The organism is Actinomadura barringtoniae (genome assembly GCF_017573505.1).
In the GTDB taxonomy this organism is placed as follows: Bacteria; Actinomycetota; Actinomycetes; order Streptosporangiales; family Streptosporangiaceae; genus Spirillospora; species Spirillospora barringtoniae.
Map to the genome: position 1 here is coordinate 25,506 of NZ_JAGEOJ010000027.1, position 16,139 is coordinate 41,644.

16 protein-coding genes are annotated in these 16,139 nt (G+C 68.7%); 9 read left to right on the forward strand and 7 right to left on the reverse strand.

Going from position 1 to position 16,139, the window contains the following annotated elements:
• Positions 1 to 609 precede the first annotated feature (609 nt).
• Both dapC and fdxA read right to left on the reverse strand, forming a co-directional pair.
• On the reverse strand, positions 610 to 1,689 hold the full coding sequence (gene dapC, locus J4573_RS46095; RefSeq protein ID WP_208262737.1) for a succinyldiaminopimelate transaminase: 1,080 nt from the start codon (positions 1,687 to 1,689) through the stop codon (positions 610 to 612).
• A gap of 156 nt (positions 1,690 to 1,845) precedes the next feature.
• Positions 1,846 to 2,172, reverse strand: a complete 327-nt coding sequence (fdxA, locus tag J4573_RS46100; RefSeq protein ID WP_208262738.1) for a ferredoxin — start codon at positions 2,170 to 2,172, stop codon at positions 1,846 to 1,848.
• Between the two features lie 112 nt (positions 2,173 to 2,284).
• Between fdxA and J4573_RS46105 the strand changes: the two genes are divergently transcribed.
• Positions 2,285 to 2,545 (forward strand): putative acetyltransferase, encoded by a 261-nt coding sequence (locus J4573_RS46105; protein ID WP_208262739.1) that lies wholly within the window; start codon positions 2,285 to 2,287, stop codon positions 2,543 to 2,545.
• A gap of 648 nt (positions 2,546 to 3,193) precedes the next feature.
• Here the strand turns inward: J4573_RS46105 and J4573_RS46110 are convergent.
• Entirely contained in the window at positions 3,194 to 3,724 is a 531-nt protein-coding gene (locus tag J4573_RS46110; protein WP_208262740.1) for a hypothetical protein, read from the reverse strand.
• A gap of 127 nt (positions 3,725 to 3,851) precedes the next feature.
• Between J4573_RS46110 and J4573_RS46115 the strand changes: the two genes are divergently transcribed.
• Together J4573_RS46115 and J4573_RS46120 are read left to right on the forward strand one after the other, a co-directional pair.
• Positions 3,852 to 4,484 carry an ATP-binding cassette domain-containing protein gene (locus J4573_RS46115; RefSeq protein ID WP_208262741.1) on the forward strand — a complete coding sequence of 211 codons (633 nt, stop codon included), beginning with the start codon at positions 3,852 to 3,854 and terminating at the stop codon, positions 4,482 to 4,484.
• Positions 4,484 to 6,883: a YhgE/Pip family protein gene (locus J4573_RS46120; RefSeq protein WP_208262742.1), complete on the forward strand. Its 2,400-nt coding sequence runs from the start codon at positions 4,484 to 4,486 to the stop codon at positions 6,881 to 6,883. Before J4573_RS46115 ends, J4573_RS46120 begins: the two co-directional genes overlap by 1 nt.
• Positions 6,884 to 7,016: 133 nt before the next feature.
• On the opposite strand, the gene J4573_RS46125 is transcribed toward J4573_RS46120, so the two are convergent.
• The 3 genes from J4573_RS46125 to J4573_RS46135 form a co-directional block, all read right to left on the reverse strand.
• On the reverse strand, positions 7,017 to 7,859 hold the full coding sequence (locus J4573_RS46125; RefSeq protein WP_243774680.1) for a polysaccharide deacetylase family protein: 843 nt from the start codon (positions 7,857 to 7,859) through the stop codon (positions 7,017 to 7,019).
• A gap of 350 nt (positions 7,860 to 8,209) precedes the next feature.
• Positions 8,210 to 9,082: an enoyl-CoA hydratase-related protein gene (locus J4573_RS46130; protein WP_208262744.1), complete on the reverse strand. Its 873-nt coding sequence runs from the start codon at positions 9,080 to 9,082 to the stop codon at positions 8,210 to 8,212.
• A 116-nt stretch (positions 9,083 to 9,198) separates the two neighbouring features.
• Positions 9,199 to 9,540: a hypothetical protein gene (locus J4573_RS46135; RefSeq protein WP_208262745.1), complete on the reverse strand. Its 342-nt coding sequence runs from the start codon at positions 9,538 to 9,540 to the stop codon at positions 9,199 to 9,201.
• Positions 9,541 to 9,669: 129 nt separating this feature from the next.
• On the opposite strand from J4573_RS46135, the gene J4573_RS46140 reads away from it, so the two are divergent.
• From J4573_RS46140 to J4573_RS46165, 6 genes are all read left to right on the forward strand, one after another.
• Complete coding sequence (locus J4573_RS46140; protein ID WP_307797458.1) at positions 9,670 to 10,422, forward strand: class I SAM-dependent methyltransferase; 753 nt, start codon at positions 9,670 to 9,672, stop codon at positions 10,420 to 10,422.
• Positions 10,423 to 10,432: 10 nt separating this feature from the next.
• The gene (locus J4573_RS46145) at positions 10,433 to 11,113 is read left to right on the forward strand and encodes a hypothetical protein (protein ID WP_208262747.1); all 681 of its coding nucleotides are present in this window, start codon (positions 10,433 to 10,435) and stop codon (positions 11,111 to 11,113) included.
• A 117-nt stretch (positions 11,114 to 11,230) separates the two neighbouring features.
• Positions 11,231 to 11,764: a hypothetical protein gene (locus tag J4573_RS46150; protein ID WP_208262748.1), complete on the forward strand. Its 534-nt coding sequence runs from the start codon at positions 11,231 to 11,233 to the stop codon at positions 11,762 to 11,764.
• Positions 11,758 to 12,459: a hypothetical protein gene (locus J4573_RS46155; RefSeq protein WP_208262749.1), complete on the forward strand. Its 702-nt coding sequence runs from the start codon at positions 11,758 to 11,760 to the stop codon at positions 12,457 to 12,459. The genes J4573_RS46150 and J4573_RS46155 overlap by 7 nt, the downstream gene beginning before the upstream one ends.
• A gap of 187 nt (positions 12,460 to 12,646) precedes the next feature.
• On the forward strand, positions 12,647 to 13,726 hold the full coding sequence (locus tag J4573_RS46160; RefSeq protein WP_208262750.1) for a trypsin-like serine peptidase: 1,080 nt from the start codon (positions 12,647 to 12,649) through the stop codon (positions 13,724 to 13,726).
• 929 nt (positions 13,727 to 14,655) lie between these two features.
• Positions 14,656 to 15,036, forward strand: coding sequence for a hypothetical protein (locus tag J4573_RS46165; protein ID WP_208262751.1), 381 nt, complete (start codon positions 14,656 to 14,658; stop codon positions 15,034 to 15,036).
• A gap of 172 nt (positions 15,037 to 15,208) precedes the next feature.
• Here J4573_RS46165 and J4573_RS46170 read toward each other — a convergent pair whose 3' ends face one another.
• The gene (locus tag J4573_RS46170) at positions 15,209 to 16,105 is read right to left on the reverse strand and encodes an IS5 family transposase (RefSeq protein WP_307797460.1); all 897 of its coding nucleotides are present in this window, start codon (positions 16,103 to 16,105) and stop codon (positions 15,209 to 15,211) included.
• Between the last annotated feature and the right edge of the window lie 34 nt (positions 16,106 to 16,139).

Here is a 16,139-nt window from a genome sequence, read left to right on the forward strand (position 1 = left end):
CCAACCCGGCCCCGCCCCCACCTTCCTCGTCGCCGAGCCTTTCGGCCCTCAACCAACACCCCACCCGGCAGCCGGGCAGCAGACCGGCACGGAAGGGGTGACCGATGCCGCTCAATCCGCGCGCAGCGCGCCACCAAGCACGAACCCCAACCCCGCTCCGGACCTACAGGCACGAACGCCAACCCAGCCACGCACCCGCCATAAGCACCAAGCCCAACCCGCGCCAAGCCCGCAGCCGACCAGCACCCCCAGCCCGCCCCCACCTTCCTCGTCGCCGAGCCTTTCGACCTTCAACCAACACCCACCCGCACCCGGGCAGCAGACCGCCACGGAAGGGGTGACCGCTGCCGCCAAGAGCCCGCACAAGACCACTCAACGACCGCGACAACGCCACCGGACCAGAAGCCTCAGCCCCACCAAACGCCCAGCCCCGACCCCACTCCAGCCCGGCCCTCGACCCTCGGCCCCCGCCCGGCCCCCGCCCGGCCCAGACCCGGCCCAGACCCGGCCCAGACCCGGCCCAGACCCGGCCCGGCCCGGCCCGGCCCGGCTTGGACCCGGACTCGGATCCGGACCCGGATCCAGCCTGGACCCCGCCCCCAGCGCCGACTACAGGCGAGCGGTGCCGGACTCGACTCGCTCGTCGGTGGCGGTGAAGGCGATGCGGACGTGCTGGGCGCCGGCCTCGCCGTAGAACTCGCCGGGGCCGACGAGGATGCCTAGCTCCGCCAGGTGAGCGACGGTGTCCCAACACGACTCACCACGCGTGGCCCACAAGTACAGCGACGCCTCGGAGTGGTCGATCCGGAAGCCATGGCGTTCGAACGCGACTCGCAGCGCAGCACGTCGGCGCGCGTAACGTTCACGCTGCTCATCGACATGAGCGTCGTCATCGAACGCGGCGATCATTGCGGCCTGCACCGGAGCGGGGACGATCATTCCGGCGTGCTTGCGGACCTCGAGGAGGCGTTTCACCAGAGCAAGATCGCCGGTGATGAAGCCGGCGCGGTATCCGGCCAGGTTGGAACGCTTGGACAGGGAGTTGAGCGCGAGCAGGCCCTCGTGAGAGCCCTCGCAGACCTCCGGGTCCAGGATCGAGACAGGCTTGGCGTCCCAGCCGAACTCCAGGTAGCACTCGTCGCTGATCACGATCGAGCCGCGTTCGCGCGCCCAGGCGACCACCTTGCGCAGGTGTTCGGCGGGCAGCACCTTCCCGGTGGGATTGGACGGCGAGTTCACCCAGACGATCTTGGGAGCGGCCGGCCCCAAAGACAGCAGGCCGTCGGTCGCGACCGAGTCCGCCCCGGCCAGCCGCGCGCCCACGTCGTACGTCGGGTACGCCAGCTCGGGGAAGACCACCTTGTCGCCGGCGCCTGCGCCGAGCAGGGTCGGCAGCCAGGCGACGGCCTCCTTGGTGCCGATCACCGGCAGCACGGCGTCCGGGTCGGCGCCCACCACCCCGGCCCGCCGCCGCAGCCAGCCCGCGATCGACTCGCGCAGCTCGGGCGTACCGTACGTGGTCGGGTAGCCGGGCGCGTTCGCGGCGGCGGCCAGCGCGGCCTGGATCGGCTCCGGGGTCGGGTCCACGGGCGTTCCGACGGACAGGTCGACGATCCCGCCGGGGTGCCGCCCGGCCAGCTCCTTGTAGGGCTGCAACCGATCCCACGGAAAGTCCGGCAGCGTGAACACGGGCGTGCTCCTCCTCAGGTAAGCCTCAAGGCCGCGACCAACCCGGTACGGGCGGGGTCACGGCCTTGAGGTCACACAACTCTCCTCGGTCCCCGCGCAGGCCCCTGGCCGGTGGGCCGCCGGGAGGCCGGGACGTCGGTCAAACCGTCGAACGCCTTAGTCTTCCTGCGCCTGCGGGGGCAGCGCGGCGACGATCGCGTGGTCCTTGTCGATCTTGCCGACCTTGGACGCGCCGCCAGGCGAACCCAGGTCGTCGAAGAACTCCACGTTGACCTTGTAGAAGTCCTTCCACTGCTCCGGGGTGTCGTCCTCGTAGTAGATCGCCTCAACAGGGCAAACCGGCTCGCACGCACCACAGTCGACGCACTCGTCCGGGTGGATGTAGAGCATGCGCTTGCCCTCGTAGATGCAGTCGACCGGGCACTCCTCGATGCAGGCCTTGTCGAGCAGATCCACACAGGGCTGCGCAATGACGTAGGTCACGTTCGTGACTCCTCTCGGTTTCCCGGCCCCGCCGTTGGCCACGGCTCAGCCCAAGCTCGCTGTGAATATTATGGCCGTCCCGGCTCAGTCGATTCGACATGGGGGTCATCACATGTCTGGCCGATTCGCCGCGCGGCTGGTCGTTCGCATCACCGCAGCCGACGTCGGTCAGCGGATCTCGCTGCGGCGACGCCTGCCTACCGGAGAGTACAGCGACGTGGTCGGCGTACTCGAATCCTGGTCCGGGGAAACGCTCACCGTCCGCCGCCGGACCGGCGAGCTGGTAGAAGTCCCCGAGTCGATCATGGTCGCCGCCAAGGTCGTTCCCCCGACCCCACCCCCACACCGCCGCCCCGGCCCCCCGCAGGACTAGCCCCCCGCAAACACGCCCCGCCACACCACCCACCGCCCCGCTCGGGGCGGTTACAACCCTGGGCGAACGAACAAGCCAGCCCTGGCCCCTCGGCCAGCCCTCCTCAGCCAGGCGCCTCCACCAGATACCCGCCCTGTCCGCTACACCCATAGGGGCACGGCAGGCCAGCCAGCCAGCCAGGCGAGCCGAAGCTGCCCCGGCGGGCGGGAGTTGGCCGGGGCGGGCGGGAGTTGGCCGGGGCGGGCGGGAGTTGGCCGGGGCGGGCGGGAGTTGGCCGGGGCGGGCGGGAACTGGTCGGACCGCAGCTGACCGAGCGGACCGCAGCTGACCGGGGCGCACCAGAGCTAGCCGGACGGGCGCAGCTAGCCGGACGGGCGGGACCTGGCCGGACGGGCCGAAGCCAGCCGGACGAGCTGGAGGTAGCCGGACGAGCGGGGGTAGCCGGACGAGCGGGGGTAGCCGGACGGGCCGAAGTCGGCCGGACGGGCCGCAGCCAGCCGGGCGGGCTGGGGTTAGCCGCACCGGGCTGGGGTTAGCCCGTGCGGACCAGAGCCGACCGGGCGGGCCCGCAGCTAGCCGGATAAGCGGGACCCAGCCGCACGGGCCGCAGCCAGCCGGACGGGCTGAAGCTAGCCCGGTGGGCCGGGGCTAGTAAGTGAGGACGGCGGTGAGGACTGCGGCGCAGATGCCGAACGTCAGGACGGCCTGGCTGACGATCATTGGGATGGGCTGGGTGCGCTGGGCGGGGATCGGCGGGCGGCTGCCGCCTGGCATGGCGCCGATGGTGGTGAGGTGGGCGTCGAAGTCGGGCGTACGGGTGATGAGGCCTGAGCGGGGGGCGGCGAGGCTGATTCGCTGGCCGTCGCGCTCTTCGACCTGGACGTAGCGACCGAACAGGGTGCGCATCACTATCAGGCGTTCAACGCGTTCCCAGGCGACCTCGGCCGGATAGGCCGCCAGCTGGTTGTAGAGGCCGTCGGGCCAGACTTCGGTGAAGCCGCGCAGGACCATCATCGCGTTCCGTACGGCATAGCCCGTGAGGCCTATACCGGCGGCGAAGGCGGTCAGGGACGGCTGCTGAACGCCTATGACCAGCAGCAGAGGGCCTGCGGCCAGGACGGGCAGGGTTATCAGCGCCGTGCGCCAGCGCGGCCGCAGGCTCACAACGGTCGTTTCCATGACGCGCCCCCGTCTGGCAATACGCGGCAAAGCCTTGGCGATGACTGCGATGCCGACGCATGCCCCATGCTCGCCACCCTTGCGCGCCTCCACAAGGTGTCCCAGGGGGGTCGTTATGGAAGCTGCTGTGGAAGCCGATGGCGTCGGTGTACGGACATATCGGGGGTGGGTCTACTCCGGGGTCACGCTCCAGGCGGGCCGCGGCGCTGTGGTCGCGGTGGCGGGGCCGGGCGGGTCTGGGCGGACGTCGTTCCTGCTCACGGTGGCCGGGCGGATGAAGCCGTCGGTCGGCTCCCTGAGCGTGTGCGGGCTGGCGCTGCCGCGGGCAGCGGCCAAGGTCAGGGCGAGGGTGGCCGTGGCGCGAGCGACTGGGGCGGCCGAGCTGGAGCCTGAGCTGCGGGTCGGTGACCACGTTCGGGAACGGCGGCTGACGCTGAGCAGGTCGGCCCGAAAGCATGCGGACAAGACGTTCGGCCAGGCCTGCGAGCTGGTCGGGCTGGAGCCGGCGGCCAAGGAGCTGGTGGGTGAGCTAGAGCCGGCCGACGCGACCCGGCTGGCGCTGGCGCTGGCGTTGATGGAACGGCCCGAGGTCGTTCTGCTGGACGATCTGGACGAGGGTGCGGACGGGGCGGCTCAGCAGGACTTGTGGGCCGCCGTACGGCGTACGGCCGACACGGGCGTGACGGTGCTCGCGTCGACGACCGAGCCCTCGCCCGCCGACGGGATGGCCGATGTGTTCGTCGCGCTCGGGGACCGCTGATGCGGGCGATCAGGCTCGCGGTGTACGAGCTGCTGCGCTTCCGGACGCCGATGCAGCGCGCCGGGCTGGCGTTCTTGCTGGTCGTGCCTCTGCTGTACGGCGGGATCTACCTGTGGTCCAACTGGGATCCGTACGGGCGCCTGAGCGACGTTCCGGTGGCCGTGGTGAACGACGATCACCCGGTGAAGGCGGAGGGGCGGACCGTCGCCGCCGGCTCCGATCTGGTCTCCGAACTGAAGAAGAACCCGCTGCTGGGCTGGCGTTTCACGGACGGCGACGAGGCAGCGAAGGGGCTGAAGGCTGGGCGCTACTACGCGGTGATCACCGTGCCGCGTGACTTCAGCGCCAAGCTCACCAGCGGCGCGACCGGCACTCCCCAGCAGGCCGCGATGAGCATCCGGCTGGACGACGCCAACAACTTCCTGGTCGGGATCATGGCCGAGACCGTTCAGTCGGAGCTGGAACGCCAGGTCGCGGCCGCCGCCGTCGCCACCTACTTCGAGGTGGCGTTCGGCAAGCTCGGCGAACTGCACGACGGGCTGGCCGATGCCGCGTCCGGGGCCGGGGAACTGCGGGACGGGCTCGGCGAGGCCAAGGACGGATCGGGGCAGCTCGTTCAGGGGCTCGGGGCGGCGGACGCGGGAACGGCCGAGCTGGCGGACGGGCTCGGGCAGGGCAAGGTGGGCACGGACGCGCTGGTCACGGGGCTCGGCAAGCTCAAGGGCGGGACCGGGACGCTGGCCGGCGGGCTCGGGGAGCTCAAGGCGGGCACCAGCAGGCTCGCCCCGGGCGCGGCCGAACTGTCGCAGGGCATCCACACGCTGACGGACGAGGCGGTGCCGATCGCCGAGGACCTGTCGGCGGCGCTGCCGGGGCTGGCGGACAAGGCCGTGGCGGTTTCCGGCGACGCGGCCGATCTAACGGGGCTCGCGGCTCAGCTCTCAGGACGGATCGCCAAGGTGACCAAGGCGATCGACGACTGGCTGCACTCTGTCGTACGGGCCAACCCGGAGATCGCGAAGAGCCCGCGCTTCCGGGACCTGCGCGAGGCGATCGAGAACCTCGACGGGACGATCGCGCGGCGGATGAAGGCGCTCGCGGAGGAGTTCCCCGAGGTCGCCCGCGATCCGGGCTATGCCCGCGCGCTCAAGGCGGCCGAGATCGTCGACGCGACGCTGGTCAGCCGCCTGCATCGGCTCGCGGACAAGCACCCCGAACTGGACAACGATCCGGTGTGGGACACGATCCTCCGCCTCGCCGACGAGATCGCGGCCCGGGCGCAGCGGATCGCGCGGGAGGCCGCCAAGGTCAACGACACCACGCACGCGATCGCCCGGGATGCGCGGAGATTCCAGAAGCGCGACGTTCCCCTCGTACAGAAGAAGCTGAACGGCGCGGTGACGGGCCTGAAGAAGCTGGACAAGGGCGGGGCCACGGTCGCGGCCGGCGTCCGCACGGTCGACAAGGGCGTCGGGAGCGCGCTTACCGGGGCTGGGGCTTTGGACAAGGGAGCAGGGTCGGCCCTTGCCGGAGCGAAGGAACTCGACGCCGGGAACGCCAAACTCCTGAATGGCGCTAACGCACTGCATCGCGGCAGTGGCGAACTGCTTGCCGGGGCGCAGAAATTGGACTCGGGCAACGCGCAGCTAGAGGACGGTGCGGGCGAACTGGCGTCGGGGCTGAAGTCCGCGAAGAACCAGGTTCCTGTGATTGACCAGGCGAATCAGCAGCAGTACGCCAAGACTCTTGCCGAGCCGGTGAACGTGAGCAAAAGTAACGCGCACCCGGCGGGCAAGTATGGGCGCGGCCTCGCCCCGTTCTTCATCTCCATCGCGATGTGGGTTTTCGGGATCGTCGCGTTCCTGCTGCTGCGGCCGGTGTCCGGACGCATCCTGGCCAGCCGGGCGCGGGCGGGAACAGTGGCGTTCGCGGCATGGCTGCCCGTGATGTTCATGGGCGGCTGCTCGGCGCTTGTGCTCTTCGCCGTCCTCAACTGGGGGCTGGGCCTGAAACCGGTCAACGCGGGGGCGACGGTAGGGCTGATGCTGCTCGGGATGGCCTCGTTCAGCGCGATCGTGCACGTGCTGCGGCTGGCGCTCGGGGCGGTGGGAGACGCGTTGGCGCTGGCGTTGCTGATTCTGCAACTGGTGTCGTGCGGCGGCCTCTATCCGGTGGAAACGCTGCCGCAGCCCTTCCGCGCCATCCATTCCGTCATCCCGATGACCTACCTGGTGGCGCCCCTGCGAGCGACCATCTCAGGCGGTGAGCCATCGCATGTCGTCCGGGACGCGAGCATCCTCGGCGCGTATTTGGTGGCGGCCCTGGCCCTGCTGGTGCTGATCGTACGAACGCAACGCCGCTGGTCCATGGCCCGCCTCAAACCCGAACTAGAGCTCTAGCCCGTTCTGAAGCTCTAGCCCGCTCCGGAGCTCTAGCCCGCTCCGGAGCTCTAGCCCGTTCCGGAGCTGTAGCCCGTTCTGAAGCTCTAGCCCGCTCCGGAGCTCTAGCCCGTTCTCGGTGGAACGGCCTGGCTCAGGGGGTGACGGACGGCGAGAGGGACGGCGTTGGGGGCATCGACGGTGAGGCGGGCGGCGTCGTGGCCGGGGCCGACGGCGTGCCGGACGGGGCCGATGGGGCGCCGCTCGGAGCCGCGGGCGGCGTGCCGTTCGGGGCGGTGGTGGCCGGCTTCGGCTTGGGCTTGTGGGCCTTGACCGGGACGTTCTCCAGATAGGTGTGGCCCGGCTTGAGCTTGGTCCCCTGGAGCACCTGCGACACCGTGGCGAACGTGAAGCCGCGCTTCTTGAGGCCGCGCAGCACCCGCGGGATCGCCTCGACGCTCGTCTTGTGAATGTCGTGGAAGAGAACGATGCCGCCGACCTTCGGCTCGTGCGTGCCGACCCGGACATTGCGGGCGACGTTGCGGTACTCCCAGTCGAGCGTGTCGACGCTCCACAGGATCTCCGGCATCCCGACGGCATGCCCCACGCGCTTGTCGGTCGCCCCGTACGGCGGCCGGAACAGCGTCGGCCGCACGCCGGACGCCGCCTCGATGACGTGGCTGGTGCGCCGCACCTGCGACCGCACGGCCCCGGACGACAGCGAGGTCAGCTGCGGATGCGACCAGCTGTGGTTGCCCAACTCGTGCCCCTCGGCGACCATCCGCTTCAGCAGCACCTCGTGGCCCTTCACGTTCTCGCCGAGCATGAAGAACGTGGCGTGCGCACCCGCCTCGCGCAGGTCGTCGAGCAGCTTTCCGGTGTACTCGCCCGGCCCGTCGTCGAACGTCAGCGCCACGCACTTGGCCTTGGTGCAGTCGACCTGCGAAGCGGGCGTCTGCGTGTGCTTCGGGTTGGACGCGGGCGGCCTCGCGGCCATTTGCCGTGCGGAACGAGCGGCTCCACCTGCCGAATGGCTGCATGCAGAAGCGGCCAACATGACACCGGCTGCGGCAACTGCAATGGAATAGCTGGTTCGCACCACGTACCCCCGAACGTGTCCCGTGGCGCCTACATACCCTCCGCCGTCCTAGTCACACACATGCCTGTTGTGGCGGGACCGCCACATGTGCAAGGGCCGTCCCGCCACAAGGCAATGCGTCCGCGAAGTCCAACAGATTCAGCGAAGTCGGCTGTATCTGCGAAGTCGGCTGAGTCAGCGAAGTCGGCCGAGTCAGCGAAGTCGGCTGAGTCTGTGGAGTCCGCCAAGTCGACCGAAATTCGCAGGAGTCAGCGAACGGGCCAGTCCGGGACCTGTTCCGGAAGGTCGGTGCTGACCCGCATGGGGAATTTCGCGTCGCGCTTCTCAAGGAACGACGTCACGCCCTCATTGGCGTCGGGCGCACCGCCCATGGCCGCCATGAGCCGCGAGTCGGCGGCGTGCGCGTCCCACGGCGACGGAGCCGACAGCCCCGACCACATGAGGCGGCGGATGGCGGCCACCGACACCGCCGAGGTGTTGTCGGCGATCTCGCGGGCCAGCTCGTACGCCGCCGGGAGCAACTCGTCCGGCGCGTACACCCGCGACACCAGCCGGCCCGCCAGCGCCTCCTGTGCGTCGAAGACGCGGCCGGTCGCCGCCCACTCCATCGCCTGGGCGATCCCGACCAGCCGCGGCAGGAACCAGCTCGACGCCGCCTCGGTCACGATGCCGCGCCGCGCGAACACGAAGCCGAACTTGGCCTTCTCGCTGGCCAGCCGTACGTCCATGGGCAGCGTCATGGTGACGCCCACGCCGACCGCCGCGCCGTTGAACGCGCCGATGACCGGCTTGAGGCAGCGCGCGATCCGCAGCGCGACCGTGCCGCCGCCGTCGCGCGGCGTCCCGTCCTCGAAGACGTCGTCCGCCCCCGCGTACATGTCGTGCGACTTCTCCTTGTTGAAGGTGTCGCCGCCGCCCCCGAGGTCGGCGCCCGCGCAGAACGCCTTGCCCGCGCCCGTCACCACGACCACCCGCACATCGTCGTCGGCGTCGATGCGCTCGAACGCGTCCAGCATCTCGTTGCGCATCGTGTAGGTGTAGGCGTTCATCCGATGGGGCCGGTTCAGCGTGATCGTGGCGATCCCGTCCCGAACCTCGTACTCGATCTCGGTATACGACACCTGACATCCTCCTCGCGCGCGCCTGTGTAGAACCAGATTCTAGGAACACGCGGCACCAGGGCAGACGGGGGACCCTCAACGCGGGGACCCTCAACGCGGCCCCCAGACCCGGCCCCTCAGGTCGTGGCGGCGGGGAAGAGGTGGGTCAAAAGGTCGCGGCGCCAGTCGTCCAGTGACCCCTTGAAACCGTGCGGTGGCAGCGGGGTGAGGTGGCCTTCCTCCTGAACGAGGCGAACCACGCCGCCGGGTCCCAGGTCCACCTCATCGGGGATATGGCCGGATGCGGCGACGCGCTGGGCGAGGAGTCCGAGGATCTGGGCCCACCCTTGCCCCAGATACGGCGGCAACGCAATTACCCGCAGCTCAGGCAGGTCTCGCGCGGAAAGCCCGCTGCTGCGCAGCACAAGGCCGTCGTCACGTTCCACACCCACGATCCGGACCTCGGCCGACTCACCCATGCCACGACACTACGACGGGTAGGCGTACCGCTCCGCATCGGGTGAGACAGATCACCGTGCCGCTCCCGGGCGGGCGTCCGTCGTTCACCTCTCGGCTTTGTCGGATAAATTACGACAGTGAATTGGGCCGTGACGACGTACGACTCCGCCTTCGGGTACGTCTCCGCGCACGGCGCCCCGCTGATCGACCTGCTCGATCCACAGCCCGGGGAAAGGGTCATCGACCTCGGGTGCGGCACCGGGGCGTTCAGCGCGGAGATCGCCGAGCGCGGGGCCGAGGTGCTGGGCATCGACGGCTCCAAGGAGATGATCGCCCAGGCGACCGCGCAGCACCCGGGGCTGTCCTTCGCCGTGGGCGACGCGCATGACTTCACCACCAGCGAGTCGTTCGACGCGGTGGCCTCCAACGCCGCCCTGCACTGGATGACCCGCGACCCCGCCGCGGTGATCCGCCAGGTCCACGCCGCGCTCCGCCCCGGCGGGCGCTTCGTCGGCGAACTCGGCGGCGCCGGCAACTGCGCCGAACTGATCGCCGCCATGCAGACCGCGTGGCGCGTCTTCGGCATGGGCGAGCCGGAACTCCCCTGGTACTTCCCCTCCCCCGCGGAGTACACCGCGCGTCTCGAGGAGGGCGGCTTCACGGTGCGGCTCCTCGAGTACGCCGAACGCCCCACGCGTATGAACGAGGGCCCGAACGGTGCCGCCGACTGGGTTCGCACCTACGCGGCCAACGCCTTGGCCGACGTTCCCCCCGAACTCATCGAGCCCCTACTAGGGCGCATCAACGACCTGGCAGCCCCGGCCCTGCGCCGCGAGTCGGGCTGGGTCGCCGACTACGTGCGGCTGCGTTTCGCTGCCGTACGTAAGGCGGACACCGCTTAGGCTGGGGCGCATGCTGCGGCTGTACGACCATCGCACCGGACAGGCCGAAGAACTCCCTCGCGTACTGCGCATCCACGTGCTCAACGGCGCGGGTCATCGCGCACTCATAGTCGCCGACCTCCTCCAACGAGTGGCCGACCGCGGAGGGCGCCGTTCCCGCGTGACCAGCGCCCCCTATTTCGCCGCGACCGACACGGCCTGGGACGACTACGGAATCCGTCCCTTCGCCGTACTGGACCCTGACGACCCCACCCCGGACGCCGACGTCTACGTCTGCCCCGAGGGCGCCGCCGGCCCCACCGAAGGCCGCCGCATGGACATCCCCCACGAGACCGGCAGCTGGCAAGCGGCCAAGGACTCCCTGGCCGTACGGCTGGCCATCCTCGACACCCACTACCGCGACCGCCTCCACCTCACCCCCGAGACCCACGCCAAGGCCGCCGAACGCCTCGACGCCTGGCGTCACCAGGTCGCCGAGTGGGCCAACTCCCCCGGCCGCCCCATGGATCGTTCATACGCAGCCGAAGCTGAAGAGGCCCTGGCCGGCGACCTGGATTCCCCCAAGGCCCTAGCCGTCCTAGACCGCCTGGCGGCCGACCCGGGCCTGGCCCCCGGCACGAAGCTGGAAACCTTCATCCACATGGACATGCTCCTGGGGCTCAACCTGGAAGCCCTGATCGGCAGGGTCTGATGCCATCGCCCGAACGGCCAGCTCTGAACCGCCAGCTCTGAACCGCCAGGTCTGAACGAAACTGGACGTATCCCCGATCCCCACTAAGCGTCACCGTCCGGTCACTACCGTTCTGGCGTGCCCCGGCTCCGCATCCTGGCGATGACCCTCCTGCTATCGGCTTGCGCAGCAGCCTGCGCACCGGCAGGCGCGTCCGGCGGCTTCAGCCCGAGCGGCACGTACGGCCCCAGAGGCGAGGCCGCGACCTGGGCGGCAACCCCTTCTCATGCCACGGTCCTGGCCGCCTACCGCCGCTTCCACCAGGTCTTCGAATCGGTCCTGGAGACCAACGATCCAAGCCAGATCTCCAGCGCCGCCACAGGCCCCGAAGCAGCCCGCCTGACCCGCCTCGTCCGCGCCAACCGCCGCGCGGGCGTGATCCAGCGCAGCCACACCATCCCGCACCCCCACGTGGCCACCCTCAGCGCTAAAAGCGCCGAAATCATCGACTGCGCCACCACATCCGGGCTATGGACGTACAAACAACGCTCAGGCGCCCGCGTGGGCAAACCGCCCCGCCCCCGCCGCTACCTCCTGTACGTCAGCCTGACGGCCACTGAGGGCACCTGGAAGGTCAACAAGATCACCTACCCCAAGGACCCCAGGTGCTGAGGGCGCTCCTCCTGACCGCCGCCCTAGTAGCGATCCCAGTCCCCGCCAAAGCCGACGCCAACTGCTCTCAGCACTCCAACGGCTGGCTGTGCGGCATCGGCGCCGCTAGCCACACCCAAGGCTCGGCCCATGGCTCAACTCACGGAGGCGGCGGCGCTTCGCCCCCCGACAACAGCCTCGACGTGAAGCCCATGTGCGCCCCCACAGGAGGCGCCGACCACTGCATCACGCTCCCCGAAACCCCTAAGGCCAGCACCGCCGACGTGGTCCAGATGGCCCGCGACGCGATGATGCTCCCCGCCCCGCGCCCCCACACGAGCCCATCACCCCGCACCTGGGTCCGCCTGAGAACGTTCCTCTGGCTCGAAAGATCAACCTGGCACCCGTCCACCGCAGCCGTCTCGGTAGACGGCCAGACGGTCACCATGACCGGCCGACCCACCAGCGTCGTCTGGAACATGGGTGAGAGTTCGGTCACATGCCAGGGACCGGGCTCTCCGCACTCCCCAACGTGCTCGTACAGCTACGCCCGTTCGGCCGCGCACCCCTACGACGTATCGGCCACCGTCTACTACGCCGTCAATTGGGCCTGCTCAGGGGCCTGCGACACCCCGTCCGGTGCGTTCGGCCCGCTCCCGGCCACGTCCCACCTGCGCCTCACCGTCGGCGAGATCCAGACGTCGGCAACGGGCTAAAAGTTCGGGGGAACTTTCTCACAGTCCAGAACCGGCCGCCGCGCGCGCCCAAATACCGGACAAATGACCACAATCGCAACCAGAGAGACATGCACCACTAAATACTCTTCTTGACGCAGATGTCTCTGACCTGCTTCCTTTTCCCTTCGGAACTCCCCTCAAACCAGCTTCCACGGAAGGCAGCGCGTTGCGTCTTTCATCCCCTCGTATCGTCATCGCGGGCACGGCTGCGGCCGCCTGCGCGGTCGCCGGCGGCATCGCCGTCGCGGCCACCAACGACTCGGCCAAGCCGGTCGCCAAGACCGGCGCGTCCGCCCAGACGGCCGACCCCAACGCCCAGGTAGTCGTCCACAGCGAAGGCGCGTCGGCGGCTTCGGTGCAGGCTTTCTGGACGCCCGCCCGCATCAAGGCGGCTCTCGCCACCAAGCCGAAGGACATGCCTGCCTCCGAGGTGGCCCCCACCTCGGAGCCGGCCGCGGCCGCCAACGCCGCCCCCGAGATCGACATCGAGGGCACCTCGCCCGACGCCTCGACGTCCGCCGCCAACACGAAGGCCTCGACTCAGGCCGTCGTGAACACCCGCGTCTGGACCAAGCACGGCCGTCCGCCGGCGCGCACCATCGGCCGCCTCATCGCCGTCGACCACGTGGACAGCCAGGGCACCTGGTACTCCCTGTGCTCGGCCACGGTGGTCACCGCCAAGAACAAGCGGACCCTCATCACCGCCGGCCACTGCGTCAACCGGGGCAAGAACGGCGGCTGGCTCAGCCACTACGCCTTCATCCCTGACCTGCCCAAGAACAAGAAGGCCTGGCCGATCCAGGACGTCGTCGCGCTCAAGGGCTGGACCCAGAAGGGCGACTTCCGCTACGACATCGCCGGCGCCCGAGTCCGCGCCCAGATCCAGCGGACCACCGGCAGCCAGGGCATCGCCTTCAACTTCAAGCACCGCCGCTACGGCATCTACAGCTTCGGCTACCCGGCCGACCTGCTGCCGTCCGGCAAGAAGCTGCCGAACTACAACCTCCTGCGCTACTGCTCCGGCCGGTCCTACCCGGTCAACTACGGCGGCGGCAGCATCGGCATGGGCCTCAACTGCACCATGGGTCACGGCGCGAGCGGCGGCCCCTGGATCTACGGCCTGAGCAAGAAGGGCTACGGCCGCGTCGTGGGCGTCAACAGCACCCACAGCCTCCGCACCAACCAGATGAACACCCCGAACTTCGGTTCGGTCGCGGTCGCCGTCTACAAGGCCACCGCCAAGTAACGCCCTCACAGCAACGCAAAGTTCCCGCTCGACCACGGTCGAGCGGGAACTTTTTTCTCCACACGGATCCGCGCCATTACCCTAATGGCGCGTTCCCACGTCCTCGCGGCGTGATCTACAGGTCCTCCGGAGCGATGGATGGATGATCGCCCAGGGCGCGAGACAGACAACACGTGTTCCCTCTATCGATGCGAGATGTTCAAGGCACCGCTGGAGGCGACCTCGCCAGATCTGCTGCAGAGCTAGTTCGACGGATGTGACGGCGGAGGATTGACGTCAAGGCTCCTGAGTAGTCCGTCACCTCTTGGAATCAGAATCGACGGAAAGTGACGTTTTAAATGGCGGTTCCGCAACTCGGGCCGCTTGTGGAGCGACGAGGACAGGCTGAGCCAGTGCAGCCAACACGGTTGCCAGCAAGTATCCACCAAACATTTCTATGCAGCGGGTGAGCAAGGAACTTCGGATGAGATGGCGCCCGACTTCCCCGACTGACTTCGGGAACAGGACAAGAACTCTGCACGGATCGCGAGATCCTCGGTCGACGTTCGTCAGGGCGGAGGACAATGCCGCCTGTGCACGCTACTAAGTGGCCACCTGGTGACTTGCAGCCTGAATCGCGACGAGGCGAGAGCGTCCGTGCCGCCCGGACCGGACCGCCGCCTGAGAGCGCCTCCGACATGCTGGCAGCGGCGTCACGGCGTCGCACCAGTCCTCATCACGTCGTGCTCGCTAAGTCGACGCACCCTGGATGTTCGATACCGGGCACTAGCTTCAGTTACCCGAAGGCGCGCGCACCAGCGCCGGTGCCGCTTTCTCGTCCAAGCCCTGAGGAGCCAAGCTTCCGGGTCGCACCCGAAATTCGGCCGACGCATGGCGAAATCTCGAAGTCACCGCTTGCAAAGTCACCCATGACTTTTTAGGCTGGCTAGATGATCGTTCGATGTGTACGGATCCTTGGAACAGCGTCCGGCAAGCCGTTGAAGGAGCATCCGAGTATCCAAGTCGGCGCCGAGTACCCCGTTCTGGAGATCATAGCGAGCCATCATGGCGTCAAATTTCGGATCTTCAATCCCAAAATCGACCATCAGCATAAAATAGTTGGTCACGCCCTCTGGGGTGCGGGAATGTTTGAGATCGTGAGTGACCGAATTCCCTCTAGCTGGACGGCAAAAGTCCACCCGAATGGCAGCCTCATACTGTCACTCCCCGCTTGGCATGGCGAAGAATTTTGGGATGAATTCTTCGATGGAGAACCAGCCGCTGTGGCCGCGTTCGAGAGAGGTAAGGACCTTATCCTCAACGAAGCCTGAAGCAGGAGACCTCACATCATCCTTATTGACGGCTATCCAACACGGGATGACCGTCTCTCACTGATAGGCGCTTTGGACTGGATCATCTCAGGCCGGGGCGATGCCGCTCTCCTCAAGAATGCACAAATCAGAGGGTGGCATCGCCCGGAACGACCTAGGGCCTGTTTCAAAGTCAGGTGAGCCAGTCGTTGATGGCTGCGATGTAGATGGTGGCTTGGTAGCGAACGGCGAGTTTGTCATAGCGAGTGGCGACGGCGCGGTGGCGTTTGAGCCGGTTGATGCCGCATTCCACAGCGTGCCGGGCGCGATAGTCGTCGGGATCAAACCGTGGCGGGCGGCCGCCGTGGCTGCCCCGCCGCCGGCGGCCTTGAACCCGGTCGGCAGGTTCGGGGATGGTGCAGCGGATGCCACGTTGCCGCAGATGAGCGCGGATCGTTCGGGACGAGTAGGCCTTGTCCGCCCGGACCACCTCCGGGCGGGTGCGTGGTCGTCCTGGGCCCAGCCGGGGCACGCTGATCCCGGCCATGACCGCCTCGAACTGCGGGGCGTCGTGCCGCTGCCCCGCCGTGACTGTGAGGGACAACAGCTTTTGGCCCTGCTCACACGCCAGATGCAGCTTGGTGGACAGGCCACCGCGAGAGCGGCCCAGCGCATGGTCAGCGGGCTCGTCGTCCACGCCGCCGGGTGGCTCGGCCTGGGCGTGGGCATGGCGGGCCGCGCCGGCCGCGTGCTGGTGCGCCCGACAGACCGTGGAGTCCACCCCGACCTGCCAGGCAATGTGCCCGTGCGCGTCGGCCACCGTCTGCAGGGCGGTGATGACCTGATGCCAGACACCCGCCCGCTGCCAGCGCCGGAACAACCCGTACACCGCCTGCCACGAGCCATAACACTCGGGAACGTCCCGCCACGGCACACCGACCCGCACCCGCCATCTGATCCCGTTGATGAGCTGCCGTTTGGTCCACACAGACGGCCGACCCTGGCGACGCGGCACAGGCAGCAGCGGCTCCAGCCGCGCCCACTGCTCATCGGTCAGATCGAACCGCCGCGTCACCGCTAGGGTGGCCACGAGGTCTCCGGTATTCAGGTTCTTCTTGGTCGAT